22 protein-coding genes and 3 pseudogenes are annotated in these 24,982 nt (G+C 62.5%); 9 read left to right on the top strand and 16 right to left on the bottom strand.

The annotated features are described in order from the left end of the window. Window positions 1-90 precede the first annotated feature (90 nt). A protein-coding gene (locus SPHPHY_RS21215) for an IS5 family transposase (protein ID WP_156024961.1) occupies window positions 91-848 on the top strand; the annotation gives its coding sequence in 2 pieces (ribosomal slippage) (window positions 91-424 and window positions 424-848; 759 coding nt in all). A 336-nt stretch (window positions 849-1,184) separates the two neighbouring features. On the opposite strand, the gene SPHPHY_RS19155 is transcribed toward SPHPHY_RS21215, so the two are convergent. Beyond that, on the bottom strand, window positions 1,185-2,021 hold the full coding sequence (locus tag SPHPHY_RS19155) for an N-acyl amino acid synthase FeeM domain-containing protein (RefSeq protein ID WP_156024994.1): 837 nt from the start codon (window positions 2,019-2,021) through the stop codon (window positions 1,185-1,187). Window positions 2,022-2,542: 521 nt separating this feature from the next. Here SPHPHY_RS19155 and SPHPHY_RS0103900 point away from each other — a divergent pair. Continuing rightward, window positions 2,543-3,079 (top strand): FxDxF family PEP-CTERM protein, encoded by a 537-nt coding sequence (locus tag SPHPHY_RS0103900; RefSeq protein ID WP_051148260.1) that lies wholly within the window; start codon window positions 2,543-2,545, stop codon window positions 3,077-3,079. Between the two features lie 171 nt (window positions 3,080-3,250). Here the strand turns inward: SPHPHY_RS0103900 and SPHPHY_RS19150 are convergent. Next, window positions 3,251-3,966 (bottom strand): annotated as a pseudogene (locus SPHPHY_RS19150) (IS6 family transposase). Between the two features lie 1,362 nt (window positions 3,967-5,328). Between SPHPHY_RS19150 and SPHPHY_RS0103890 the strand changes: the two are divergent. Continuing rightward, on the top strand, window positions 5,329-5,553 hold the full coding sequence (locus tag SPHPHY_RS0103890; protein WP_022685393.1) for a hypothetical protein: 225 nt from the start codon (window positions 5,329-5,331) through the stop codon (window positions 5,551-5,553). A 487-nt stretch (window positions 5,554-6,040) separates the two neighbouring features. Here SPHPHY_RS0103890 and SPHPHY_RS20840 read toward each other — a convergent pair whose 3' ends face one another. The 7 genes and pseudogenes from SPHPHY_RS20840 to SPHPHY_RS0103870 all read right to left on the bottom strand — a co-directional run. Beyond that, complete coding sequence (locus SPHPHY_RS20840) at window positions 6,041-7,168, bottom strand: trypsin-like serine peptidase (protein ID WP_022685392.1); 1,128 nt, start codon at window positions 7,166-7,168, stop codon at window positions 6,041-6,043. Between the two features lie 153 nt (window positions 7,169-7,321). Next, window positions 7,322-7,567, bottom strand: a complete 246-nt coding sequence (locus SPHPHY_RS0103880; protein WP_156024993.1) for a hypothetical protein — start codon at window positions 7,565-7,567, stop codon at window positions 7,322-7,324. A 230-nt stretch (window positions 7,568-7,797) separates the two neighbouring features. Next, window positions 7,798-8,103: a transposase gene (locus SPHPHY_RS22765; RefSeq protein ID WP_081645224.1), complete on the bottom strand. Its 306-nt coding sequence runs from the start codon at window positions 8,101-8,103 to the stop codon at window positions 7,798-7,800. Between the two features lie 58 nt (window positions 8,104-8,161). After that, window positions 8,162-8,722, bottom strand: a complete 561-nt coding sequence (locus tag SPHPHY_RS21205; RefSeq protein ID WP_081645223.1) for an FxDxF family PEP-CTERM protein — start codon at window positions 8,720-8,722, stop codon at window positions 8,162-8,164. A gap of 297 nt (window positions 8,723-9,019) precedes the next feature. Next, a complete protein-coding gene (locus SPHPHY_RS22760; protein ID WP_156024992.1) occupies window positions 9,020-9,550 on the bottom strand; it encodes a PEPxxWA-CTERM sorting domain-containing protein in 531 nt (176 codons plus the stop codon). 370 nt (window positions 9,551-9,920) lie between these two features. After that, window positions 9,921-10,511 carry a hypothetical protein gene (locus tag SPHPHY_RS0103875; RefSeq protein ID WP_156024991.1) on the bottom strand — a complete coding sequence of 197 codons (591 nt, stop codon included), beginning with the start codon at window positions 10,509-10,511 and terminating at the stop codon, window positions 9,921-9,923. A gap of 291 nt (window positions 10,512-10,802) precedes the next feature. Then, window positions 10,803-11,177: pseudogene (locus SPHPHY_RS0103870) on the bottom strand (transposase); the annotation flags it as partial. A 519-nt stretch (window positions 11,178-11,696) separates the two neighbouring features. Here SPHPHY_RS0103870 and SPHPHY_RS0103865 point away from each other — a divergent pair. Continuing rightward, window positions 11,697-11,924 (top strand): hypothetical protein, encoded by a 228-nt coding sequence (locus SPHPHY_RS0103865; protein WP_022685388.1) that lies wholly within the window; start codon window positions 11,697-11,699, stop codon window positions 11,922-11,924. A 388-nt stretch (window positions 11,925-12,312) separates the two neighbouring features. Here SPHPHY_RS0103865 and SPHPHY_RS22755 read toward each other — a convergent pair whose 3' ends face one another. The 7 genes and pseudogenes from SPHPHY_RS22755 to SPHPHY_RS0103835 form a co-directional block, all read right to left on the bottom strand. Continuing rightward, a complete protein-coding gene (locus SPHPHY_RS22755) occupies window positions 12,313-13,062 on the bottom strand; it encodes an N-acyl amino acid synthase FeeM domain-containing protein (protein WP_419554967.1) in 750 nt (249 codons plus the stop codon). A 525-nt stretch (window positions 13,063-13,587) separates the two neighbouring features. Beyond that, a pseudogene (locus tag SPHPHY_RS21195) lies at window positions 13,588-13,740 on the bottom strand (IS6 family transposase); the annotation flags it as partial. Between the two features lie 82 nt (window positions 13,741-13,822). Then, complete coding sequence (locus tag SPHPHY_RS19145) at window positions 13,823-14,485, bottom strand: response regulator transcription factor (RefSeq protein WP_231370341.1); 663 nt, start codon at window positions 14,483-14,485, stop codon at window positions 13,823-13,825. A 231-nt stretch (window positions 14,486-14,716) separates the two neighbouring features. Further along, entirely contained in the window at window positions 14,717-14,851 is a 135-nt protein-coding gene (locus SPHPHY_RS22630) for a hypothetical protein (protein WP_022685385.1), read from the bottom strand. Between the two features lie 199 nt (window positions 14,852-15,050). Then, window positions 15,051-15,422, bottom strand: coding sequence for a hypothetical protein (locus SPHPHY_RS0103845; RefSeq protein ID WP_022685384.1), 372 nt, complete (start codon window positions 15,420-15,422; stop codon window positions 15,051-15,053). Window positions 15,423-15,449: 27 nt separating this feature from the next. Then, complete coding sequence (locus tag SPHPHY_RS20835; RefSeq protein ID WP_022685383.1) at window positions 15,450-16,127, bottom strand: peptidoglycan-binding domain-containing protein; 678 nt, start codon at window positions 16,125-16,127, stop codon at window positions 15,450-15,452. A gap of 297 nt (window positions 16,128-16,424) precedes the next feature. Next, window positions 16,425-16,826 carry a hypothetical protein gene (locus SPHPHY_RS0103835; RefSeq protein ID WP_022685382.1) on the bottom strand — a complete coding sequence of 134 codons (402 nt, stop codon included), beginning with the start codon at window positions 16,824-16,826 and terminating at the stop codon, window positions 16,425-16,427. A gap of 398 nt (window positions 16,827-17,224) precedes the next feature. On the opposite strand from SPHPHY_RS0103835, the gene SPHPHY_RS19135 reads away from it, so the two are divergent. Genes SPHPHY_RS19135 through SPHPHY_RS0103810 form a run of 5 tightly spaced genes read left to right on the top strand, consistent with a single transcriptional unit; the run spans window position 17,225 to window position 24,565 of the window. Next, a complete protein-coding gene (locus SPHPHY_RS19135) occupies window positions 17,225-19,066 on the top strand; it encodes a di-heme-cytochrome C peroxidase (RefSeq protein ID WP_156024990.1) in 1,842 nt (613 codons plus the stop codon). A 13-nt stretch (window positions 19,067-19,079) separates the two neighbouring features. After that, window positions 19,080-20,966 carry a M12 family metallopeptidase gene (locus SPHPHY_RS20830; protein ID WP_051148259.1) on the top strand — a complete coding sequence of 629 codons (1,887 nt, stop codon included), beginning with the start codon at window positions 19,080-19,082 and terminating at the stop codon, window positions 20,964-20,966. A gap of 11 nt (window positions 20,967-20,977) precedes the next feature. Continuing rightward, entirely contained in the window at window positions 20,978-21,265 is a 288-nt protein-coding gene (locus SPHPHY_RS0103820; protein WP_028056461.1) for a hypothetical protein, read from the top strand. A 20-nt stretch (window positions 21,266-21,285) separates the two neighbouring features. Then, window positions 21,286-22,296 (top strand): caspase family protein, encoded by a 1,011-nt coding sequence (locus SPHPHY_RS0103815; protein WP_156024989.1) that lies wholly within the window; start codon window positions 21,286-21,288, stop codon window positions 22,294-22,296. Continuing rightward, window positions 22,277-24,565: a hypothetical protein gene (locus tag SPHPHY_RS0103810; RefSeq protein ID WP_156024988.1), complete on the top strand. Its 2,289-nt coding sequence runs from the start codon at window positions 22,277-22,279 to the stop codon at window positions 24,563-24,565. Before SPHPHY_RS0103815 ends, SPHPHY_RS0103810 begins: the two co-directional genes overlap by 20 nt. The last annotated feature ends 417 nt before the right edge of the window (window positions 24,566-24,982 follow it).

Here is a 24,982-nt window from a genome sequence, read left to right as displayed (position 1 = left end):
CAGTGTGTCGGGCGTGATACGCATACTTACGGTCAGGACCCATTGATGTGAGCGCCGCGATCTGATTCAGGCCCCGTGAGGAGAGCGTGGATGAGCGACCTGTACTGGTTGACGGATGAGCAGATGGCGCGCCTGCAGCCGTACTTCCCCAAGAGCCATGGCAAGCCGCGGGTCGATGACCGACGGGTGCTGAGTGGCATCGTCTTCGTCAATCGCAACGGACTGCGCTGGTGTGATGCACCGAGCGCGTATGGTCCGCACAAGACGCTGTACAACCGGTGGAAGCGCTGGGGTGAACGGGGCGTTTTCCTGCGCATGATGGAGGGTCTGGCGTCAGCGGAGGCCGTGCCGAAAACAGTCATGATCGACGCGACTTACCTGAAGGCACACCGCACGGCATCGAGCCTGCGGGTTAAAAAGGGGATCTCGGCCGCCTGATCGGCCGCACGAAAGGCGGTATGAACACCAAGTTGCATGCCGTCAGCGATGCGGATGGGCGGCCCTTGAGCTTCTTCATGACCGCCGGGCAGGTCAGCGACTACACCGGCGCGGCAGCTCTGCTCGACGATCTGCCAAAGGCGCAATGGCTGCTTGGTGATCGCGGTTATGATGCGGATTGGTTCAGGGACGCCCTGGAAGCCAAGGGCATCCAGCCCTGCATCCCGGGCCGTAGATCGCGCAACGAGCCGGTCAGGTACGACAAGCGGCGCTACCGGCGCCGCAGCCGCATCGAGATCATGTTCGGCCGCCTGAAAGATTGGCGCCGCGTCGCCACACGCTACGACCGATGCCCAACGGTCTTCCTCTCCGCCGTCGCCCTCGCGGCCACAGTCATCTTCTGGCTATGACCAATGAGTCCTGACCCTAAGTACTGGCGCCGGACGACTTCTGGCGGCGCGCGACGTGGTCAGTTGCACATCATTTGACAACAAGTCCTGTGGTATCGGCGCTAATAATTGGTGATGCGGCGCCCCCAGTGGGAGGTTAGACCAGCGGCGCGGGCAACGCGTTAAGGTTGGCTATAATAACGCCGCCGACCTGATAACAGCTTGCTATGAATGCGAATTGGTAAAGTTGCTAGTGCTCCGCATTGCGCTTTGCGGTTTGGTAGACGTGTTCGCTGTACAAGCTGAGAAGCTCTTGCGCCGCGCGTCTTTTTAGTTGGAAGAGCTGACGGCCGATGCTCAAGCGGCGAGCGAGCTTGGCTCAGACTGTTCCGTTACCGGCACGACGCAATGAGCAACTATCGCCGCCTTGGGGCCGCCGAGCTCCATCCGTTGACGAATGTCGTTTTCGACACCGTTTGAAAGGAAGAAGGGGTAGAGGGATCGCTCCCCAATGCCGTCGGCAGAGAAAGAAGAGTCTTCGAGGTGCGCACGGATTTGGGCGACTTCTAGCTGCATAAGCTGGGAGGGCGCCTTGACGTCGGCGTTTTCTTTAAGCCCGCCAACCCGATTAAAGCCAAGCATCGCCTCGTAGAAGCGACGGTGGCGCGGGTGCACCTCGATGAACAAATTAGTGCAGTTGTAGCGGCATTCGCCGTATATGAATATAAAGTGGAAGAAGGCGGCCAAGATCGCTTTAGATTGCACATTCGTTTCAAACGCGAACTTTGTGAGCTCGCACAATTTGGCACCGGGTACGCGCCGATATGTGTTGAGCTCATTACGGAAAGTCTCGTCGATCTCCAAGCCCGCTGGCGAGTCCACACCAAGCGTTAGTGTGCCTACTAGCGCGCCATCTATGGAAGCTGTGAAGGTCGAATGCGTCGGCGTCAAAGGGATGTTGTGCGCATCACCGTACCCACGCCAAGCGTATCGCTTGTTTAGCAGCGACCGCGCTGCGGCCCACTCTGCTTCCCCGCACGCGACCTCAATCGTGAGGGAGTGCTCCTGCTGGTCACGGCCAGCAATCATAGTCTCATACACAAAAGATTGACTGAGTTTAGCAAAAGAAACATCAGGCATTTCAAAGGGTGAGCTGTTAGTAGGCCTTCTTTCGCAAAGGAAGATACGAGACATATGCCACCCCAAAAAGCTAATGAGCGATGTAGTTTATGCAGGACCACAAAGAAATCGATGGTATGATTACAGATCGAGGTAAAAGCGGCGATCTATAGTCTAGCGCATCGAAGAGCAAGAATGTGCGACGGCGCGCGCAGCGCTCACGCTCAAAGCTTTTGCTATTCGAATAAGACGGTGTACGAAAGGAATCTGTTGCGAGCCACGGTTTCTATTTCGGAAGGTGGTGATTGCGATCACGCTTTCTCTTCGGAACTTTTCTAAGCAGATTTGGTTAACAGCTCCTAGTCGGCAACGCCTGCCAAGAGGTGAGGCGTGCATTTTCTCGGATATACGATGCCCGCGGCACGCAAACCGATCGCCCGGACCGGATATTTATCGTCCCAATCACAGACAGTTGACTCGGCAAGGGCCGTTAATTTGTTGTTCATTTATGAGGGAGGCCGTGATAGGCCCTGGCAGTCGCACTTTTATGGGTGTGCCTTTCTAAGGAAGAGCGTCGTATGAAATTTCTCGCAGCTATGAGCATCGCCGCCGCGGCGGCGCTCGGTTCCACCGCGGAAGCAGCCACCTTCCCGGTTGGCACGCCCAACTTCACGGCGACGCCGGGTGCGGGAGGCACCTTCGCGGGCGCGTTCAAGAATCAGGGTATTGCCGCTGGTGTGTTTTCCGACACGTTCACCTTCACGCTGCCGAGCAATGGCTTGGGCAGCGGCACGGTGACCACCAGCGTCACTGACCTGTTCTCGGTAAGTGACCTCGACTTCACCTCGGTCCTGATTAATGGCTTCGCCGCCAATATCACGCGCACCGAGGGCGGTGCTTTCGAAGTCGCATTCGTCAACAATGTGCCGATCGTGAGTGGGCAGTTGAATCGCTTGGTCGTAAATGGCCTGTCGCGCGGCAATGGTGCTTATGGCGGACAGGCGACCTTCACCCCCGTTACCGCGGCAGTACCCGAAGCGGCGACTTGGGCGATGATGGTCATGGGCTTCGGCGTGGTTGGCTTTGCAATGCGGCGTCGCAAGACCGTGGTGCGCTTCAGCCAGGCAATCTAATCAGGATTGCAGCAACGCTGCCGTCCCGGCGAACGGAGGAGGGTAATGCCGACAGGCGTTATCCTCCTTCTTGCGTTCGGACCCGCTAAACAGGTTTGGCCTCTAGCCGGTGCTGTCAGTCTAATGCGAACCGCTTTCCACATGATGTGTTTCGATCTATGACGGCGACGTTTAGCTGACAAGCGCCTGCCACTCCGCCAGTGCGGCGGAGCGTCGCTCCCGGTAGGTTTGTCGATCGATGAGGTGGCGCTCCAGACTGAAGTGGTTGTGGATGTTGGCGTGGACGGATGCGAACTTCTGCAGCGTCTTCATCTGCCGGAAGCGTTGCATCGCCCGCTCCCGTCGTCGGAACGGCAGGTGACTATTCTCCACCCGGTTGTTCGCCCAGCGACCGACCTCCTGCTTTTCGGCATTGCCCAGTTCGTTCATCGCAGCACGATAGCTGCGCAGACCATCGGTGGTGATCGCCACCGGTGAGCCGTGGCGTTTGAGCGCCTTCTTCATGAAGGCAAGCGCGGATGCCTTGTCACGGGTCCTGGTGACGTAGCTTTCCAGCACCTCACCCTCGTGATCGACGGCGCGCCAGAGGTAGACCATCTCGCGGTTCAGCTTCACGTACATCCATCCAGGTGCCAGCGCCAATGTCGGAAGCCGCGCATCCGGCTCATGCATGCGCGACGGATGTCGCCCGCAAAGAGCGGACCAAACCTGTTCCACCACAACCGCACTGTTTCGTGGCAAATGTCGATCCCGCGCTCGAACAGCAGGTCTTCCACGTTCCGCAGGCTAAGCGGAAACCGCACATACATCAGCACCACCATCCGGATCACCGCAGGCGACGAGTTGAAGTAGCGGAATGGCGAGGCTGGCTTGCGCGGACGGGGCATGGCCCGCCCTACCCCACCATCAGCCGATTACTAGCGAGTGCGATTGGTTTGACAGAGCCGGCTGGCTGGCTTGCGCGGGCGGGGCATGCTCCCGCCCTACCCCACCCTCACCCGATTACCAGCAGGTGCATTTGGTTGACGGTGCCCTTCCCTTTGGCAATGGCCTGCGACGGGGTCCTTCCATCAGCGCCGCATCCGGCGATGCTTGGACGCACAAGGTGCGACGTGGTTCTAGATTATGATTGCAGTCTTGGCCTCAGGATCGACGCGGGCAACCAAACGGTGACCGCTCCAAATCTCTACCCAAGGAGCATGATCATACGCGATTGCCGCGGAAACGGCGACGGTCTCATCCTGCGCCTCAATAGTAATCGCGTCGAGAATACGACCGTCACGTCCGATACGATATAGCCGAAAGTACGGCATATACACCCCGCAGCTGAGACGAGCGGGAGCATATAAGCATCTCTCAACCGCTAGCGCTCACGAGTCGGCCAACGACGTTCATGACCGTACGCCGATCGCGCGCTTTGTAAACGCCTATTATGGCGCGCTTTATTGTCGCGGCCGCAGGAACCCAGCGCCGCTGGGGTGCTGTCAAAGCAACTGAACATCGCCGAATGAGGGTGATCTTCTACCCCGCTTGACTGCTTCTCAGCAGGCAAACGACAACCCATCTCGTAAAATACCAAGGCAAGCTCGTGACACTGACAGCGGAGCCACGGTAGCTTAGTTTCTCGAAAACGCCAGCCAAACTCGGCTCTGGCGATCGCCGGTACATTGGTTTGACAGGACCCCTTCGGGCGTTCGTCAGTGCCTAGAAGGCCGACAAGAGCCGGAGCACCTGCGCCCGCCTCACTCGAATCACGGATGTAGCCCCATCATCAGGGAACCCCAAGCCGTCTGAGCCGCTTGATTACTGAGGTTCGGCGGCTGATTTCGCGATCCCGTCAAACGGGCCTCTACCTTTCCGCCGACGCTGTCGTTTCCCCTTCGGCAGCCTCGGCGGATCCTTTCCCCTAAGGCAAGCAAGCGCGCTCGCTGAGCCATACGGCGCTTCGCGAGCTCGTAGAACTTCATGCAGAACATCGCGAAGGCTGCTGTCAAAGCAACTGCACATCGCCGAATGAGGGTGAGCTTCTACCCCGTTAGGCTGCTTCTCAGCAGGCAAACGGCAACTCATCTCGGAAAATATCAAGGAAGCTCGCGACACTAACAGCGGGGCCACTAGAGCTTAGTTCCTTGAAAACGCCCACCAAACTCGGCTTTGGGTCGCACCGGTACATTGGTTTGCCAAGACCTCGCCGACGCTTACTCGGTTTAGTGGATGAGTTCGTGGGTGTCGCGCACGGGGATCCTTCCATGCGCAACCGTACGACCGCGGAAGCCGTGCGCGCTCAGGCCGTGCTTGTGATCGCTGCCAATCCCGAGTTCGGTCGAGCCGACGATGCGTCGAAGCGGGAATATGCAGAAGCGCTGCTAGTACAGGCAGCTTTAATCGACGGACTGCTGGAACGTTACCGCACCAATCCCGCCATGGTAGTCAAGGGTCGCCGCCTCCGTTTGTCGGGGCGCACGAGCCTCTGAGCCTGATCTTGATGCGATGACGTTGACCGAAAAGGGCTTTGTTTCCGCGAGATAGAATGACGCTGGAGCGGAGCCGACGTGTTGTGATACCGTCGGCTTCAGGGTTCTAAGGAACCACATGAAGGTCATTCGCAGGTGTGTGGTGCTGCCGCGGCCTGAGCACGATCAAAGCGGTTCGTGGTATATCTTCATAGTCGATGAACAGCGATGGCTTCCTCTCGCATACAACAACGGAATCGAGGCTGCAGAAGCGTTTGCCGCACTACGTGGGTACCTTGCGGGCCAAGTTCGTTTGCTCCCCCGTAGGCGTCTTCTCGCTAAGCGCTCCTCACAAGATAACCTTCAGCCATCAGCCGGAACGCGGCGGCCGCCTGCGGGGCTCATCCAAGCTTTCTGCGCACAGACCTCCGGGTCGCCCGCGCGCGCTCGTACTCGTTGTGGAACGCTCTCTGTACCAACACGCGATCAGCCTTCTCCAAGGCGCGCCTCAACCCCATAAACGACGGCCCCAGGCCGCTGCTTGCGTGAAGCCGGCTCCGCCCGATGCGCACGACAACGTTTCCGTGCCAAAGATTGTGCCGTCGCGTTCGACGCCGTGGTGCACGCCGATCGCTTGGACTTGGTCGCCCCACCATCCCCATAGGGGAGCTCCGGACACCCCTGATGCCTCGTCGGCATCGCTCTCCACCTGGGTCGTGTCGTAGGCAGTTCCGTCAACCTTTATGTCGTCGCCATCGTCGTCGTCGCGAACGGCGATGCCGACCTCATGCGACATGTGAGTGAGGCTGACATCGTAGGGGAACCCGGCCATTGTCCAATACTCTCCATCCTCCCAACCGGAGTTGTAGCCGCGGTAGCCAAAAAATCCGGTCCTATCGCCAAGCGGATCGAACAGCTTGCAGATCTTTATGTCGCTGCCCGAGTCGGAGTTCCATGAGTGATAGGATTGCACGTAGCTGACAGCACCTGGGCCAAACAGGGACTGACCGTTCCAGCAGGCCGGTATGACCTCAATCATCCAACCGGCGCCACCGGTTCGCGGACCCACATGGCCGCTCGTCATCATCGTGTTCCGGCCAATCATGTATCCTGTGGCTTCACTCTCGTTCAGCCATGGGCCGCCCGGCGCCTGTTGCCATCTGCAGAACAGCTTACAGACCGCCGTGTACGGGAATGTGTCCGGGTAGACGAGGGAGCGAGACTCCCCGTCGATAATCGTACTGTGCGGGCTCTCCGACATAATCGTGCGGGTACCGCGGCTTGAAAGGCCAAATCGCGGCCTGCCGAGTGAAGTGACGAGCGTTGGCCTTGAACCGAGAACGAGACCCGCGGGGCGGAAGCTCTCGCCTGCCTCCAACCGAACGGCGCGTTCGCGTCGGCCATCCTGAAGTCGTGCGACGGCTGCCCGCCTCCGCTCGGGAAGCGTGCGGGTGAAAACCTCGCCCGCCTCGCACTTCTCTCCGACGCGACCGAGCTGCACGCTTCCATCGGCAAGCTCCATGATCCGCTGACGGCCGACAGAGGCCGTCGTGAACGGTTCAAGGTCTCTCGTGCCCGCCTCGATACTGAGATCGAAGAGTTGCTCGCGGGTTAGCGGCGCGTTTTGATGCTGCATGACTGCTCCTTTCCGAGAAGTGCAAACGCTGCCGATTAGGCCTGAGGCTATGGCGTTTAGCGGCAGCGGACGGCGGGCGCGCCAGTCTAAAGTTCGGCGCGGTCCCTCGTGTTTGGCTCGAAGGCCGATCCAGCGTTCGACACCAGAACGGCATCATTGGACAACGGACTGCGGCGGGGTCAGAGCGAATTCGCCGGAGACCTCTACCGCCTTTACTCCCTCATGCGCGCGCAGCTCCGGCAACCTGTCCGAAGAGACGCTTCCGGAGATCATCCCGATCACCTGAAGAACCGGCCCGTCGCGAAGCCTAGCAACCGTAAGACGCTTCGTAAGGTCATCAAGACGATCAGCGACATCGTCCTCCGCCGTGATCGTCACTTCCACCGGTGGCTCGGTCAAGCGAGGCTCCAGAATACATCGGCGGTTCGCAAGGAAGGAGGGCCCGAAAGGCAGATCTACTCATCACGCCGGTCGAACCAAGGTAATTTCTAAGCCTTCAGATTGCCACACTCATTGAAACCGCATCCTGCCTGATCGATCTCGGCTCGATCTGACCGTTCCTGGCAAGCTGATACAGCCAGCGCTGCCTTTCGCGAGTTCAGACATTTACCCGTGAAATAAGCCGCGCTTCACTCAGCATCCAACATACCGGTAGTCGAAAGACCCCTCGCGGGCGGACCGTCACTTTCAACTAGAGCTGTGATGATCACTTGCAACGCACCTCGCCTGCTCCAGCGTTTGTACCGATTGTACACTGTCGTGTATGGACCATAAACAATCGGCAGCGCGTACCAGCTGCAACCTTCGCGCAATTTATGCACGATGCCTGATATCACGCGGCGGTCGTTGGAACGCTGCATTCCTGCGCAAACCTGCGGAACGTGCGGCCCTATTGCCAACCATTGCTTATCACTCAGCCAGAAGTGATCAGCCATTTCTCAAGCTTTCCAAAAGCCGGGAGGAGGTCAGCGCCTCGACGCTGACCTCTTAGTTCTAGATCGCCTGCCGAATGCGACTTCCTGTTTGGCGACGACGTAGCGAATAGCCCATTACTCCGAAGCCCACAATCATTAGCGCCCATGTTGCTGTCTCTGGTACTGCAGCAGTCGGGCTAAAGGTAGCTTGCCCACCATATGCCCCATTTCCACGCGAGACTCCGTTCACCTCGATTGTGTTCAGCTTGTTTGCGGTGATCGGGATACCTTGCGCAAATGCAACCTCAAATGCACCACCGCTGGTCACGGTTAAATTTGCAGCGATGCCGTTGACCAAAACCGACGTAAAATCGAGATCATTCGCTGTGAACAAATCATCCATGTTGACGCTGGTTGTTACCGTTCCGCTGCCCTGTCCATTTAACGGAAGCGTAAAGGTGAAGTAGTCTGTAAATAATCCTGCAACAATCCCAACGTTTCGAAACGACCCAGCGAACGATCCATTAGGTCCGGCCGTTGCAGTGAAATTTGGTGACCCGACCGGGAAGGTCGTTGCACCAGCTGATGACGCACCTAAAAGCGCGGCAGCAGCTAGCGCCGACATTACGAAGTTCTTCATGATGATTTTCCTCGTTGAGCAAGCTCAAGAAAAACTATGCTCGTATTTGTATGACACGATGGAACACGACAAAGAACAAACCTATGATAGTTTTTTGCCATAATGATAGGAATTGTACATAATTGACTGACGCGTCACTAAGCTTGAAGCCTTGTGACAGGCCGTCTCGGACACCGCTCCAGTTCAAGTATTAAACTACGAAACAAGCGCAACTCCAATGAAACGTCAATAAATGCCCTTTTGACGGTTAAAGATGATGACCCGGGACAGCTCAGCGCCGAGCGCTGACCATCGCCATTATGCCGCCTGCGTAGCCTTGTAACGCAAAGACAAGCCTATAACGCTGAAACCTACAAGCATCAGCGCCCATGAGGCTGGCTCTGGAACCGATGGCCCTGCCGATGGACGGCGCACGATCGAAAGCTGATCACTGGAGTATACGTCCGATAGCAGAGTTGCATATGAGAAATTTATTGGCGTAAGCACGTCGCCGCGATCGCCTACGATGAAGTTGATGTAATAGTGATTGTTATTGGATGAGGATGAGCATCCGACTGCGTTGCAGTTGCCGAATGCGATATAATTCGGAGAGTACAGCAAGCCCGTAGTCGGGTAATTTCCGGGGAGAGATGTATTGGCCGCTTCCACTGCAACGACGCCCCTAACGGCTGGGTCAAATGATGCAGTGACGCTTCCGACGACGACGCCAAATGGCCCCGTAGAAAATAACGCGACGTAGTCGTACGTCGAAGTCACGACGGCGGCATGCGCGGGAAGACCTATAAAGGATGCCGCGATTAAGCCAGCCACTAACGATATGCAGCGCATGCTTTCCTCCCTCGATTAATTTTTTCATTGCATAGACCAATTGGGTCACGTGCTTACAACACCAGGCCTCTCGCGAGTTCGCAGAGTGACGGCAGGCTGCTTAAAGGTAATGCTTGAAGCTGGTCAGGAGAATACTCCCTGACTCCTCCGGCTACGAAGGAGGTCGAGTACCAGGTTGCCGTTTAAGTGAACGCTTGGGCGCAGCGCGGGATGATCTCGTCCGCGCAACATGATATGCCGTGCAGGCATTCGAGCCAGACGCAGTCACTCGTGCACGTTGCGCGATGCGTTATGGAAGGACGCTCTCCAGAAATCGCCCCCTCCCGTCCGCAGAAGCGTGAGAAGAGCGACGCTGCACACACCGTTGCCTTTATGAGGCGACGCCCACATGTGACGTGATGACGAAAGCCGTCGTGTTCGGATCCGGTGCCGGCCCCTCGGCTAAGGTCTTTGCCTCCTTGCGAAGAACGGCTACCTGTTGATCGTAATCACCCTCGCTCGCCGCGTAGATGATATTGGCTACGAAAGCCTGATTCTGGCGAAACGTTGCGGGCAGCAACGGCATCGCGCCGATACGGCTAACGGCCATCATGGCCGCCTTGTCAAACGCTCGAATACCGGACGTTCGCGAGATCGCCATCATCGATGGCCGGTTCATATCATCGGCGTGAAAACGAACCGATACCATCCCCGTTCGAGGGAGTTCGTTGGAGAACAGGTAAGGATAGATCAAAACCCGTTCGAGTTTGCGGTTCACCTCGACGGCCCAGCGCGCCGGGCTGAGCAGCGCGGCTTTAACCGTGACATCCCGCACCTCCGACTGGCCCGACGACGAAGCAGGAAATATAACCACCAAAGCGATGGTTGACAGTTTTAGAATATTCATGACGATCTCCAGTACTGGACGATCGGCCAATAAATTCGCGACCGCTATCTGCGGATTTGATAGCGAGAACGCCATGGTCGAAGGGGGCTAACGAGATTGTACGGTCAACGCGCTATCCCAAGTAAGCTCTCTGCCTACGGACGACCGCTGTCAACGATGATTTTTAACAGTTCCGGTGGTAAATGCCCCGGCGGGATTATGGACGCCGATCATGCCGCCAACGACTCCTGAAGGGCAATCATGGCGGCAAGCCCGAATGATCTGTACGCCGACAAGTATCCGCGGCGAGGCCGGTTGCGGCATCCGTTTTCACGCACAGGCGCTGCTCGAGCTCCTCAGCGTCGTAGAAGACCCTTTCTATGCAACGCCCATCGCGACTAGATCGAGAAGCGAACCTTTTTCTTGGGTCGAGATGCCCTGGATATATGCCTCCTGCACGACGGCGGTCAGCGCCTTCTCGGCAACGCGCCGGGGTTCGAGGAGGGCTGGGTAGTAGCTGCCCTTCCGCAAGCGGGGGATGCGCAGCTCGACGGTGCCGGCACGGGTTTCCCGGTCGCGCTCGCGGTAGCCGTTGCGCTGGGCGAGCCGATCGCTGCTCTTCTCGCCATATCCGGCACCGGTCAGGCCACCGACCTCCAGGTCCATCAGCCGCTGCGCGGCAAAGCCGATCATCTCACGCAGGAAATCAGCATCCGCGCTCTTTTCCAGCAGCGCCTGAACGCCCATCGTATCGTCGGCCATCGGGGTCTCCGTTGGTTGGATTTCGCAACCCGAACCTATCCGACGATCTCCGATGGCCACCCCTCAGCTACACCACTTGCCGGGACGCGACCCTTTTCATCTTCAGCAGGATGCGCCTCCTCATTTACCTGTCGAGCGGCTGCACGCTTTAATTTTTTGCGTTCGAGGTGTAAGTGCCGGCGCCACTCCCATATCGATTGAGCACGCATGACCGGAGCGACATGCGCCCAACGATCGAGCACTCCGCTCAGGAGGCATTCGCATGGACATGAATTACATCCTCAGGCGCGAGCAGATTTCCCTGCATAATGCGCAGACATCTCCCTCGCGCTCGGCACGCATTGCGCATCGGGCATTCGCCGCTGCCTATGGCGCTATGCTGGGGAGGAGCAGCTTTCCTCATCGCCGGTACTCAATTACCGGGCCGACGCGCGATCGGTTTTAACAGGCGTGCCCTACTATTGTATCTCGATAGTCGGTGCGGCGGTACGATCCTCGTTCGAGGCTAATCATCCGACCATGTTCGAAGCCCGGATTGCGACCGCACAAGCGGCGGTGGCCATTGCGTTTCACACTGTCCCGGCGCTCGGAGAAATGACTGCATATTGCGAGATCCTGGAGTTAGGCGGCCGGGAAGACTGCGCCTTTGTCGTGTCGATCGAGGTGTTTGAAAAAATCACGATCATCTCGACGCCCGGGCTCGCGCACATCACACCATCACGCTTGGTTTTCGCTAACAACAATTAGCGATACGCCGCTCGCTCATGCCGCGGGATCCGTGACCCCGCCGAAGCATTTCGCGTCGCCGTCCGGGCGTCAGAGATTCTAACAGCACGTCATAGAGGATGCGCTTGTCAAGCCTCGGGTCGGTAACCGCCTTTTTAGGTTACGGTTCGACGCTCTAAGCTGCTTTACCAGGCACAGTTCGCTGGCGCCCAACCCTGCGCACCCCATCTCTCCGTAGTAAATAGAAACGCTTGCTCGAAAACCCCCGTCAAGCGACGGACGTTGGCGATCTGCGCGTCCGCCTGATGCTTCTCGCCTGCAGGCTCGACGGGGCGGAGAACTCTTATTCGAATCCAATTAGTAGACTGGTAGAACGCAACAAGGACTCTTGTACACCTCCCTCGTGTCCTTAACCATCGTTACGCACGTGTGCGGCGATTGTCGACTCATCGTCTGGGGAGAAAAAGAATGGGTAAAGTGATCGATTTCGCGCTGATCCATACCCCCTATTCTCATCGTCTAACTGCACTCGGACGTTAGAGATGTCTAAGTGCATTAGTTGAGCAGGAGCTGCCACTCTAGCATTAATCCGAACGTCGCCGATAGGAGCGAACCCAAGCATTGTCTCGTAGAACCGCCGATGTCGTGGGTTTACCTCTATGAACAAGTCTGTACACGTATGATGGTGGCCCCCATATATGAACGCAAAGTGAAATATAGCAGCAAGTAGCTCCTTTGGTGGAGCCGCCGTATCAACCGCAAGTTTCGTTAGCTCACAAAGCTTAGCTCGCGTCTTAGACCTAAATTTATCTATTTGATCTCTAAAACAGTCGTCGGCTGCAAGTCCGATACCTGTATCTATCCCTAACGTCAGAGTAGCAAAGACGGCTTGTCCAGCAGAAGCTGTAAACGTCAGGCTAGACTTACCTGAGGGAACCGCATGGTCTCCGCCATACCCCCGCGGGATGTAGCACCTGTTTATAAGCAAACAAGCGGCTTCGCGAGCAATGTCACTGTCTACCACATTAATAGTGATAGCAGAGCCGTTGTTACAAGCACTTACAACCTCAACAAAATGCTTGCCGCCGTTGCTATACGCGAACCCACCCTTGGCTGACTTGCGAACCGGACGATGATATTTGCTCCCTATAGTCGACATTTCAAGCATAGACAGCCCTTTCTAGGCTTAAGGTACCTAAGATGAAAAAAGGAAAAAGAAGTAACATTGGGCTGCGGTGCTTTATGCTCGCAAATGTCACATAGTCTTAATTGATCAATATACAGTCACTTGAGTTTAAACGCTTTCGACGAAATCTATGCGCCGCGATCGGGTTGACTATCGACCCTGCATACCCGCGAAAAAGCAGATCGGGGGGAAACTCGCTACTAAAAATGATACCCCTAAAGGTGAAGCGTGCTAGAATTACGCTTATCTTGCACGCTCATAACATATGAGGTCAGGTCTGACCGAACTTCCTCACCATACCTTACCGATTGATGCAGGGCGTCGCGCGAGTGTTAATATATACTGAACAACCTCTTCCACGCTTAATAACATGGGCTCACCATAACTTAGTTTTGCATTCATTTGCTTCGCTTATGATGCCGCCGGCAGATAGCGTTCAAGAGAAGTGGTCGTGGATACCGTTATGGTCACAAGTGGCGCTCATTTCGCCATCGGTATGTGGCAGATGCCGATACCGCGCTTGAACAGCAGGTCCTCCACGTTCCGCAGGCTCAGCGGAAACCGCACGTACATGAGCACCACCAGCCAAATTACCTTGGGCGACGAGCTGAAGTAGCGAAATGGCGAGGCTGGCTTGCGCGGACGGGGCATGGCCCGACCTACCTCACCCTCACCCGATTACCAGACGGTGCATTTGGTTTGACGGTGCCCGAGTGCCCGTGCGTTGCGCCGGTTAGAGCCGCACGCCGATCGCACCGCGCCGCGCCACATGCAGCTTTTCCAAGATGTTATGGACGTGGTTCTTGACCGTCGCGGGGCCGATGCCCAGCGCCAGCGCGATTTCCTTGTTCGACAGCCCCTGCGCGATCAGCTCGGCGACCTGCCCCTCGCGCTGGGTTAGCGGCGCGTCATTGGCGGGCGGGTGCGCATGGCTGAGCGTGGCGACGCGCTCGCACAATCGCGCCACCAGCCGCGGCGAGCAGCGCACCTCGCCCGCGACCGCGCGGCGCACGGTGGCGGCCAGTTCCTCGATGGTTGCCTCGCGCCCGACGAAGCCGACCAGCCCTGCCTCGATACAGGCCAGCGCCTCGCTCTCGCCCCCGCCGACGCCGAAGCCGACCACCGGCACCCCCGGCGCGTGCGCGCGCAGGGTCGCAGCGAGCGCCAGCGCGTCGGGCCGCGACACGTCGAGCAGCACGACGTCATAAGGCTCGCCGGACGCGAGCGCGCCCGGCGCCAGCGCGGCGACGCGCCCGTCCCGCGTTCCCGCGACGACAAAACCGCCCGCCTGCTCCAGCGCGCGCGCCACGCCCTCTCGGTACAGCAGGATATCGCTGACGATCAGCAGCCGGCAGGCCACCGTCGTCCGGACATCATCCACGCAAGTTGCAAACATGCCCCTCCCCGATCGCATCACATCAACCAGCGACGACGAGCGCACGCACCCAAACACCCGTTCTTTACGGGGCGCGACGGCTCGGGAACGCGGATCTACGGTGGCGACGGCCGTTGCCGCGCGCGCCGAAGTAAGCCCTGCGCACAGACATACGCCTCTTCACGCCTCGGCGGAAGGGTAAAGGATTACAGTTAGCGGCCAGGCGCCCAACCGCGCCGAGGCGTTTGTGGTTCAGATGCCGAAGCGGCTGCAGTCGTGCGAGCTGCCGTTGCCCCAGCCCTTGCCCATCGCCACCGTCCCCTTGCGGTTGAGCACGACGTGGCGCCATTTCGCGTCGGCGGTATTGGAACGGAAATAGCTATGCACCAACGATTCCAGCCGACCGTCGCCCGCCTACCCCCGCGCCACAATTGCGCGGCGCAAGCCGCATCCTTGACGTGGCCGGAGCCGCCAGTGACGCCGGCGAGGAATTCGCACACCACGTCGTCGGCCTTCGCCTCGCCGTTGCGCTGGATGAAGGTGCGCACGTCGTCGAACACGATCCCTTCCAGCCCGCCGTTCTGGGTCACCAGATCGAAGAACCATAGGAACACGCGCTTGATCGCCGCGCCGCGCTCGGCCGAGGGCGCCAGCGCGTCGCGGCGATTAACGGGCGCGCCGCGACCACCGCGATGCGGTCGTGCTGTTGCCGGCGCATCGTGTCCGATCCCATCAGCGCGACCAGTTCCGCGCGGGTCGGCGCGGGCAGTTTGCCACCCGGCTGCCACGCGCGGATAATCTTCAGCCCGGCGACGACCGGCGCATTGCAGGCGCGCCACATGACCGCGCCCCGTTGCGGCATCGCCGCGCGCACCCCGCGCTCGCCGACCGCGACGACCACCGGTTGCAGCGAGCCCTGCCCGATGTTCCATTGCAGCGCCCCGCACGATACGCCCATGCCGTCGCAATCGACCGACAGGCCCTTTCACGGATCGCCCGCGACCTCGAACCCCGGCGTGATCGCCACCCCCGCCGCGATCCAGTCGGCCGGTACACCCGACCCCTCGTCGTCCGCGACGGGGCGCGGTGCGGCGGCCGCGGCGACGGTGACCGGCGCCCAGTCCAGCCCGAGCGCGCCGGCGGTGTTGGGGCCGACCACGCCGTCGGCGCTGCTGGCGCCGAACTCGCGCCGCTGGAACGCGATCACCGCGCGCAACGTGTCGCGGCCATAGGTGGAATCGGGTTCGAGGAAGTCGAAGCCCTTGCCCTGCAGCGCCTCTTGCGCCCTGCGCACCTGATCGCCCGACGAGCCGAAGCGCAGTGTGCGCGCCATCGTGCCGGTTGTATCGTCCGCCGCCGCCGCGGCCTCGGTGCCGGTGAACAGCAGATAGGTGAAGGCCGATTGCGCCGGCACGCCGTCATAGGCGTTGCCGATGAAGCGCGCCCACAGCCCGGTTTCGGGCGCGTTGCCGCGGCGCGCTGAGCGCGGTGCGCCGCTGACCACCTGACAGCCGTTGCTAGAGAAACCAGGCCGGTCGACATTGTCCGCGAAGGCGCAATGGAGGTTGCCGAACACGAACGTTTCGGCGGTCTGGCCCAGGTCGATGTCGTCCGCCACATCGAAGTCAAGATCGTGGCGCGTGCGCCACACGGGAAAGAACATCGCCTGGCGAAAGGCGCGGTGGCTGTTCGGGGAGCCGGCCTTGTGCCCCCCTTCTGATAGCGATAGCGCCCCAGCAACAGCATGTTGGCGCCGATGCCGTTCGTCGCCTTCACGGTGGCGACGGCGCGCTGCGCGGGCACGGTGGAGCCGGGGAACAACGCGATCGTCCGTTCCGCGCGGTTCCATTGCCCAGGGTGCAGCGCATCCGCTGATGATCGATATCGGCGAGGCGGACGCGGTGCGATGCCGCGAACGGCGTGCCCGTCATGTCGTCAAATCCCCCTCGATGGTACGTGGTCAGGTGGCGTGGGTCGGCCCGCGCGGCGGTGGTGCCGGGAGCGTGTCCTCGTCGGCGGCGATCGTCGCGCGACGCACGCCGTCGGGAATGACGTCGCGCGCGCCGACCACGCGGCGGCGGCCGTCGAGGAAGTAATCGGCGTCGAAATTCTTCGAGATCGCAACCAGCACGATCAGCATGAAAAGATAGGAGAAGAAGCCGAGCGCCAGCCCAATGCCGTAAGCGCCGAACAGCGTGCCGCGTGTCGCGAACAGCCGCGTCACCGCCGCGCCACCTACCGCGCCGATGATCGTGGTGATGTCGGTGAACGACGCCTCGCCGGTGCGATAGCGATTCACGAAATACAGGAACCACCCCACCATCAGCCCGAACCCGAGCGCCCCCGCCTCGGTCATCGTCATGCCCTTGCCCTTCCCTTCAACGCGCCGCGCAGCAGCAACTGCGCCGTGCCGCCGGCCGCCAGCCCGCCCGCGGGGCGAGCAGCGCCGTCATCCACCACCCGACCGGGAGGAGAACGAGCGACCAGATTAGAACCGGGCGCAGGCAGGTCGTCGTACGCTGCGCGGGCATGAACGCCGTCCATCCGCCGACCAGACCCAACAGCAACGACCCGACCCCGTCCACCAATCCTCCCCCCGGGCGGGTCGTATTGCTCCCGCGCGGCGTAGTTGGCCACGGACCCCGTGCCTGCGCCTATCCCCCAAATGGCGGGGGACCGTTCGACCGGCTTCCGGCGCGACGACCCGCGTGACACGCTGGCCACGGCCACGGGAGCCGGACCGCGGCGGGGAGACGGACGATGCGAATGGGGGTGGCGACACTGATCGGTGCGGTGGCGGCGTCGGTCGGCGCATGCGTCGTCGACAGCCAGGTCCGGACGTCGGCCGCACCCGCCGACGCGCTGAGCGCGGCCGAACGCGAGGGCTGGTACTGGGGCACGCAGGGCTCGCGGATGATGCCCGAGACGTGGTTCGCCGCGCTGGAACAGGCGGGGTCGACCGCCAAATTCGCCGCGGAGGACAATCTCGCCGGGTTCGGCTATATCCCCGCCCCGCCCGGTCGCAACTCGCGGCTGCCGATCGGCTTCGCGATCGATCAGCAGCCGGACGATGCGCTGATCGTGACGAAGCTACGCTGGTACGCGGCGCAGAACGGCGGGCGGAACGCCGAACGCTGGGTCGGGCTGAACTGCGCCGCCTGCCACACCGCCGAACTGGAGGTCGGCGGACAGCGCGTGCGCGTCGACGGCGGACCGGGCCTGGGCGACTATGACGCCTTCGTCGCCGCGATGGATGCGGCACTCGCGGCGACGCGTGCCGATCCGGCGAAATGGGACCGCTTCGCGAAGGCGGTGCTGACCGCGCGGCGTGATACGCTGGGTAACCGGGCGATGCTGGGCGATGCGGTCGACCGGCTGATCGACTGGCAGCGCCGCACCGAGCAGCTCAACCGGCCGGCGGCGCAGACCGCGGGCGACACCACCGGCACCGCCGGGTTCGCGCGCGTCGACGCGTTCGGGCACATCTATAACAAGGTGCAAATGTTCGCGGGCGCGCCCGATCCGGCGCCCAACGCGTCCGATGCGCCGGTCAGCTATCCGTTCCTGTGGAACATCCAGCACCAGAAGAAGGTGCAGTGGAATGGCGTGGCGGAAAATGCGCGCGTCGCGATCGCGGGCGGCAGCCTGGAATATGGCGCGCTGGGCCGCAACGCCGGCGAGGTGCTGGGCGTGTTCGGCGAAGCGAGCGTGCTGCCCGCGGGCGCGCCCGGACAGCGGCTGCGCGGCTTCGGCTCCAGCCTGAACGTCCCCAACCTCGACCGACTGGAGGCGGTGGTCGCCCGCCTGCGCCCGCCCGCGTGGCCCGTCGCCGCACGGCCCATCGACACCGCGCTGGCGACACGTGGTGCCGGCCTGTTCCGCGGCGCCTGCGCCGAATGCCACCGGACATCCGATCTGCAACGCCCCGGCGAGCCGACCGAGGTGATGGTGCCGTTCCGCACCACCCGGCCGGAGAACCAGACCGACATCTGGATGGCATGCAACGCGTGGAGCTACGATGGGCCGGCGGGCAAGCTGCACGGCACGCGCGACGGCTTCGTCTCGGGCGTCCCGATCGGTGATCGCGCGCCGGTGGTGACGTTGCTGACCGCGACGGTGAAGGGCGCGCTGGCGGCGAAGAAAGGCGATATCGTTGCGGTCGCGCTGGGCAATTTCGCCGGCTTGCGTCGCCCGCCGCTGGTGATCCAGTCGGATGAGGAAGGCGCCGTGCCCGGCGCGGCGAAATTGGCGCGGCGCGCGCTGTGCCTGCGTACCGACAATGCGCTGCTCGCCTACAAGGCGCGGCCGCTGGACGGCATCTGGGCGACCGCGCCGTATCTGCACAACGGATCGGTGCCGACGCTGTACGACCTGCTGCTGCCCGCCGAGCAACGCCCGAAGACGTTCCGGCTCGGCACGCGCCGCTACGATCTCGACCGCGTCGGCTACGCCACGATGGACAGCGGCGGCTTCGCCTTCCGCACGGTCGACGACGCCGGCAAGCCGGTCGCGGGCAACGCCAACACCGGCCACGATTACGGCACGTCGACGATGAGCAACGCCGATCGCCGCGCGCTGGTGGAATATATGAAGACGCTCTGAGCGGGGAACGATCATGGCCGTGTACCGCATCATGGACGACGAATTGCTGACCGAGGCCGATCTGCGTGGGCGTGGGCGTGGCGCCGGCGCGGCCGCGATCCCGGCGGCGGACGAGGATGTCGCGCCGGCGGTCGGCGCGTTCACCCCGATCGGTCAGGGCCGTCCGCTGACGATCCAGATCCGCCACGTCTACACCGGCCGCTTTCCCAAGGGCGGCGGGCTGTTCGGCGGCGACAAGGACGTGGCGCTGGTATCGGGCGTCAAGGATTTCGCCGCCTTCGCCGCCAGCGCCCGCGCGCTGAACCTGATCTGCAAGGAGGTGAGCGCGCGCAGCCACCTGCGCGGCAGCGCGTTCGACGAGGGCACCGACATAGTCGCCTATTCGCCCGCGGTGCTGACCGACAGCCTGACGCTGTCGATCGAATTCGCGGTGGACAGCTTCCCCGGCGACTTCGTCCGCACGATCGGCCAGTCGCTGAAGGCGCTGGCTGGGGTGCCGCTGATGCTGCCACACGCCGGGCTGCTGCTGGGCGCAGGGGAGGTGGCGCGGCTGGCGGGCGATCTCGGCGACGGACTGTTCGACGGGCGGCCCGCGTTCTCGATCACGGAATCGATCAACTTCGACGTGCCCGGCGGCCGCATCGCCACCGCCGACTTCCGCGTGCTGAGCCACAATCCGACGCTCGCGGGCACACACCGCTATGTCGACGGCACCGGGCTGGTCGCGGCGGACGGCACGCTCTACGCCGGCGACGATCCCTATGTGATCATCAGCCTGGACGGCCGCGAACGGCCGCAACTGGCCGATTTCGCCGCGACCGTCGCCAGTTCGGCGATCCTGCAACGCTTCTTCCAAATGAAGGACGGCGCGACCGCATCGGTCGATACACTGATGGAGGGTATCCGGCTCGCGTCCGATATGCGCTACCGTGCGCAGGCCGAGGCGCTGGACGCGCAGATCGCGGGCGTGAGCGGCGTGGCGCGTGCGCGGCTGGAGCAGCAGCATGCCGCGTTATTGCTGAATATCCGTCGCGAGGAGCTGCGGCCGCCGGCGATCGCCGCCGCGCCACCCCAGCCACCCGCGCCGCCGCAACCGCCAGCACCCCCGACCCCGCCGCAACCGCAGGCCGATGCGGACGCGCCCGATCTCGACCTTGCGCCGGACACCCATATAGGCGGTGGGGTCGCCACCGCCGCCACGATCCGCGTGCCGGAAAAGAACAATCCCTATGGCCGCAACAAGGAAGTGACCGTCAACGAACGCGACGGGCTGGGCATTTTTGAAGGCGACATCGCGCTCTATCGCGTGGGCTCGCCAGGTTCGCGCGGGATTGCGATCCGCGGCGATGAGTATCGCTGGCCGAGCGCGGTGCTGGTGTGGGATGCCGACGCCGATGCGCTCGACCTCGCGCAATCGGCGATGGCGCATTGGGAGGAGCACACCGGCGTCCGCTTCCGCCGCCGCACCGACGAGAAGGACTACGCCCATTATTGCCGGCTCGGCTCCAGCTGGTCGTTCGTCGGGCGGCAGGGCGGCATGCAGGAGGTGTCCTTCTCGCCCACCTGCACCACGGGATCGGCGGTGCACGAGATCGGCCACGCGCTGGGCCTGTGGCACGAACAGAGTCGCGGCGACCGCGACCATTTCGTCACGATCAACCTCGATCTGGTCGCGCCGGAGAACCGGCACAATTTCGACAAGCATATCGACGACGGCATGGATCTCGGCAGCTACGACTTCGGGTCGGTCATGCATTATTCGTCGCGCGCCTTTTCAACCACCGGCGCTGATACGATCGTCACCACCGCAGGCGAGAGCATAGGGCAGCGCAACGGGCTGAGCGCCGGCGACATCGCGGCGATCGCGGCGATCTATCCCGGTGCGGTCGGGAAAGCGTGAGGGTGACGGGCATGTTGCTGATCGACGCCGATGCCGGTTCGTTCGACGGCGCGACCGCGACCGTCACGATCGAGGATGCGCGCCGCGCCGATGCGCCCGCCGTGGCGGTCGCGTGGGTTGAGATAAAAGGTCTGGCGCACCGCAGCGGCGTTGCGGACCGCATTCCGTTCGCCATCAACTGCGCCGATCCGGTCGCTGGCGAACGCTATTCGGTGCGCGCCTCGATCGGCCGCCTGCACAGCCGCGAGCGCGTCGCGGCGACCGCGGGCGGCCGCCCGGTGCTGGTGCGCGTGCAGTGACGACGGCGGGCGCCGCGGTCATGGACCCGACAACGCAGCATGCGCTGGTGGTGGGGATCGAGCATTACCGCGAATACACGCCGCTCAAAAGCCCGCGCCGCGACGCCGCGCGCTTCTGCCGCTGGCTGGAGGACGTGGCGCAGGTGCCGCCGGAAAACATCCACCTCGTCGCCGGCGAGGGCGACGGCACCCCGACCAACGACGACATCCTGCAGGCGGTCGACAGCCTTGGCCCACGGCAGGGCGCGCGCAAGGGCAGTCGGCTGTACGTCTACTACGCCGGGCACGGGCTGGGGCCGAACTGTCTGGAGGTGGCGTTGCTGCCGGCCAATGCCGGGATCAACCGCATCGAATATCAGTGTTTCGGCGTCGGCAAGTGGCTGGACTATTTCACCCGCACTCGGCTCTTCGACGAGGTGATCCTGTTCCTGGATTGCTGCCGCGAGGAACAGAGCGTCGAGACCATCGGCCTGCCCTACAAGCCCGTGCAATTATTCCAGAACGCGATCGACGAGCAGATCAACTACTTCGCGCTGATGGGGTCGGGCCACGGCGGCAAGAGCTTCGAGGAGACCGATCGCGACAACGAACGCGGCCTGATGACCGATGCTTTGCTGGAGGGGCTGAACGGTGCGCCCGGCGCGGTCGATCCGGCGACCGGCAATTGCATCACCACCGAGTCGCTCCAGCGTTACGTCATGGCGCGAGTGGCGGAGAACACGCAGTTCAACCAGAAAGTCGAACCATGGGTGATGACCGGCACCCCGATGACGCTGCGCACGCTGCCGGCGATCCCCGAACTGACGCTGACAATCGTGGTCGGGCCGCAGACCGCCGGCAAGACGCTGCAATTGCTCAACCCCAAAACGCGGAACCTGCGCGTGCTCGGTCCGGCGGTCGCGAATGCTGCGCTGCCACCGATCGTTATCGCGGCGAATACCCGCCACCAGTTGATGACCGACGATCTTGGCTGGCAGTCGATCCTCGATCCCAGCCAGATGTCGGAGCCGTATGAACTCCACCTCCCCTGACCTGTCGCGGATCGTCGTTGACGTGCCGCACTGGTCGGCGTCGGTCGCGGTGATCGACAACGATCTGCGCCCGGTCACCGACATCGGGAAGGTGGCGCCGGTCGACGACGATCCCTTTAGGGGCCGGATCGAGATCGCGGTGCCGCCGGGGCTGTACGAGGTGCGCGTCTCGCTGAACGGGCATGTCGCCGCGCAATGGGTGGTCGCGCCAGAGGACGGCGTCGCCACGCTGGAACGCGGCAGCTGGACCGGGCTGACCCTCGACACGGCCATGCCGCTGCCAGCCGCCGCGCCGGGGCCGGAAACCAACGACAGGCTGTCGCACGCGGCGGCGCTGGCCAGCACGCGCGCGCCGCGCCAGAACAGCGATACGCGGCTGTTGCTGTTCGCGACCGCCGCCGCGGTGCCCGATGGCGAGATTGCGCGCGACTTCGACCTCGACGTCGCGCTGCTGGACGCGCAGGGCGAGATCGTCGTCACGCTGGCCGATCCCGAGGCGGGGCTGAGGGTCGTGCCGCGGCGCATGTGGCGCTGCGCGTTCGACCTCCACCCCGGTTATTATGTGCTGCGCGCGCCGTTGCCGCGGGTCGAGGACACATCGCGCTGTCGTTACCAGCCGCTGTATCTGTGCGCCGGGCTGGAAACGCACGTCTTCCTGCGATGCGACGGTCCGCCCGATTTCGCGACGCTGTCGCTGCACATGGCGCCGCTGGGGGCGGGATTCCAGCCGGGCGGCGACGAGGCGCTCGCCGCAGATGCGGTGCTCGCCGCGCTTGCCGGCGGCGATGCCGAACGCGTGATGTTCGGCAGCGAGCGGATGGAGCAACTGCTGGCGGGCGAATATCACAACCCGTGGCTCAGCATTCTGGCCGCGCATGCGTTGTTGCAGCGCGGGACCGACGGGCACGTCGCCGGGTTGCTGGATGACATCTACCGTCACCTGGAAAACGGCCCGCTGACGGATCATCCCGATGCGCGCGCGCTGTTGCTGGGAACGCCGGGAGAGCACCTGCCGATCGACGTGCCGCCGACGCTGCGCGCTGGGCTGCGCCGCATCCGTGAGGCCGCGTGCGCGCGCGCCGGAATCATCGCGCCGGACAGCCCGCTGGCGGGGATCGGCGAGGCGCTGATCGCCGACTCTGCGTGGACCACGTGGATCGATCCCGTGCCGCCGGGACAAGCGATTTCCGCCGCCGACGAGGATGGCACCGGCGTCGTCATGCCCGCCGCGATCCCGGCGTTCGTCGAGGCGTTTCCGGCCAGCGCGCCGGTGTGGCCGATGGACGAATGGGTCGAAAAACCCGCCGACCAGGCGGTGGCGGAAGGCGCGACGCTGGCGGTGCACGCCGCGATCATCGCCGCCGCGAACGAGGCGCTGGCGGACGTCTGCAACGATCGCACGGGCACGCTGCAGGTCGAACTAGGCGAGGAGGACGGCATCCTGCTGGCAATGACGCCGGAGGAGGTCAGCCGCTCAACCGGCGTCGCGCTCGACACGGTCGTGCGGGACTTCGCAACGCTGAAACGCTCGCAGCCCGGCGAAGCGCTGGCGGGCGAGTCGGAGAATGCGCTGCGCCGTCCCCTCGGCGTGCTCGTCGCGGCGATCCAGGCGAAACATGCCGGAACGATCGTCACGCAGGCGGCGGACGACACACCCCCGCCCTCCGCGGTGACGCCGATCGAGACGATGGTAAAACGCCTCGCCTCCGAAAGCGCGCGGCTGGTGGCGGCGGCCGACGACGCGGCGGCGGACGCGGCCATCCTGCGGTCCCTCGCCACCGACCTCGACGACCTGCGCGCGCGGTTGCTGAAGCAGGCGCATCTGGTCATCGTCGCCGACGAAACCGGGCGGCTGCGCTATTGCAATCGTCTGTTGCGCGACCGGCTGACCGAGCGGGCGGGGGGCAGCCGTGCGGTGATCGCGCGCATGACCGGCGTCTTCGCGCGGATGGACGGCGAAAGAATGGTCGTCGATGCGGCCGAACTGTCGCCCAACAGCCCGGAAGGACAGGCGGGGGTCGACGTGGAAATCCGTCGCCGACGGTTGACCGCGGCGGACGGCGAAACGCTGATCGGGCTGGTCTATATGATCCGTACGCTCTCGGCACGCGAACTGGTGCCGGAGGAAATGCGCACCGCCGACGAATTGCTGCAAAAGGTGACGCTGTACGCCGCGATGGTCGAATTCGGCGAGGGCACGCGGCGGAGCGAGAAGCTGACGCTGCTGGCGCAGGTCGTCGACGATCTGCGCCGCCTGCTGCCCGTCTGAGGCCGATCGACATTCAACATCGGTGGTCTATTTGTCGGCAAAGCACGAAGCCGCTGCGCGGTAGTGGTGTCGGCGGTGATGTAGCGCGTCTTCGCTGAGATTTGGCCCTGCGGCAGCGGGGGCGGACGATTGGGTTCCTTCAACTTGAGGAACCGCGTCGCCTTGCGCTTGCCATCCGCCGCCAATGTGGTCGCCAGCATATTGTAGCACTAAGAAATTGCACACCTGCGTTGACCCACACCCGGACATTCACGTCTCGCATTCTGCTTCTCCAAACCGGCCGCTCGTTGATCCAACTTTTCGCCTACAGGCCCGGAGAACGTGGCGGCCAAAGCTCGCAAGGCAGTCGCGAATTCGGCTGAGGCTATGCAGTTGGGCCTTCGGCGATTAGCGTTGCGAAATGGGGCCAGGACAAAT

The organism is Sphingomonas phyllosphaerae 5.2, from assembly GCF_000419605.1.
In the GTDB taxonomy this organism is placed as follows: Bacteria; Pseudomonadota; Alphaproteobacteria; order Sphingomonadales; family Sphingomonadaceae; genus Sphingomonas; species Sphingomonas phyllosphaerae_B.
This window is presented reverse-complemented; position numbering and strand designations above follow the sequence as displayed.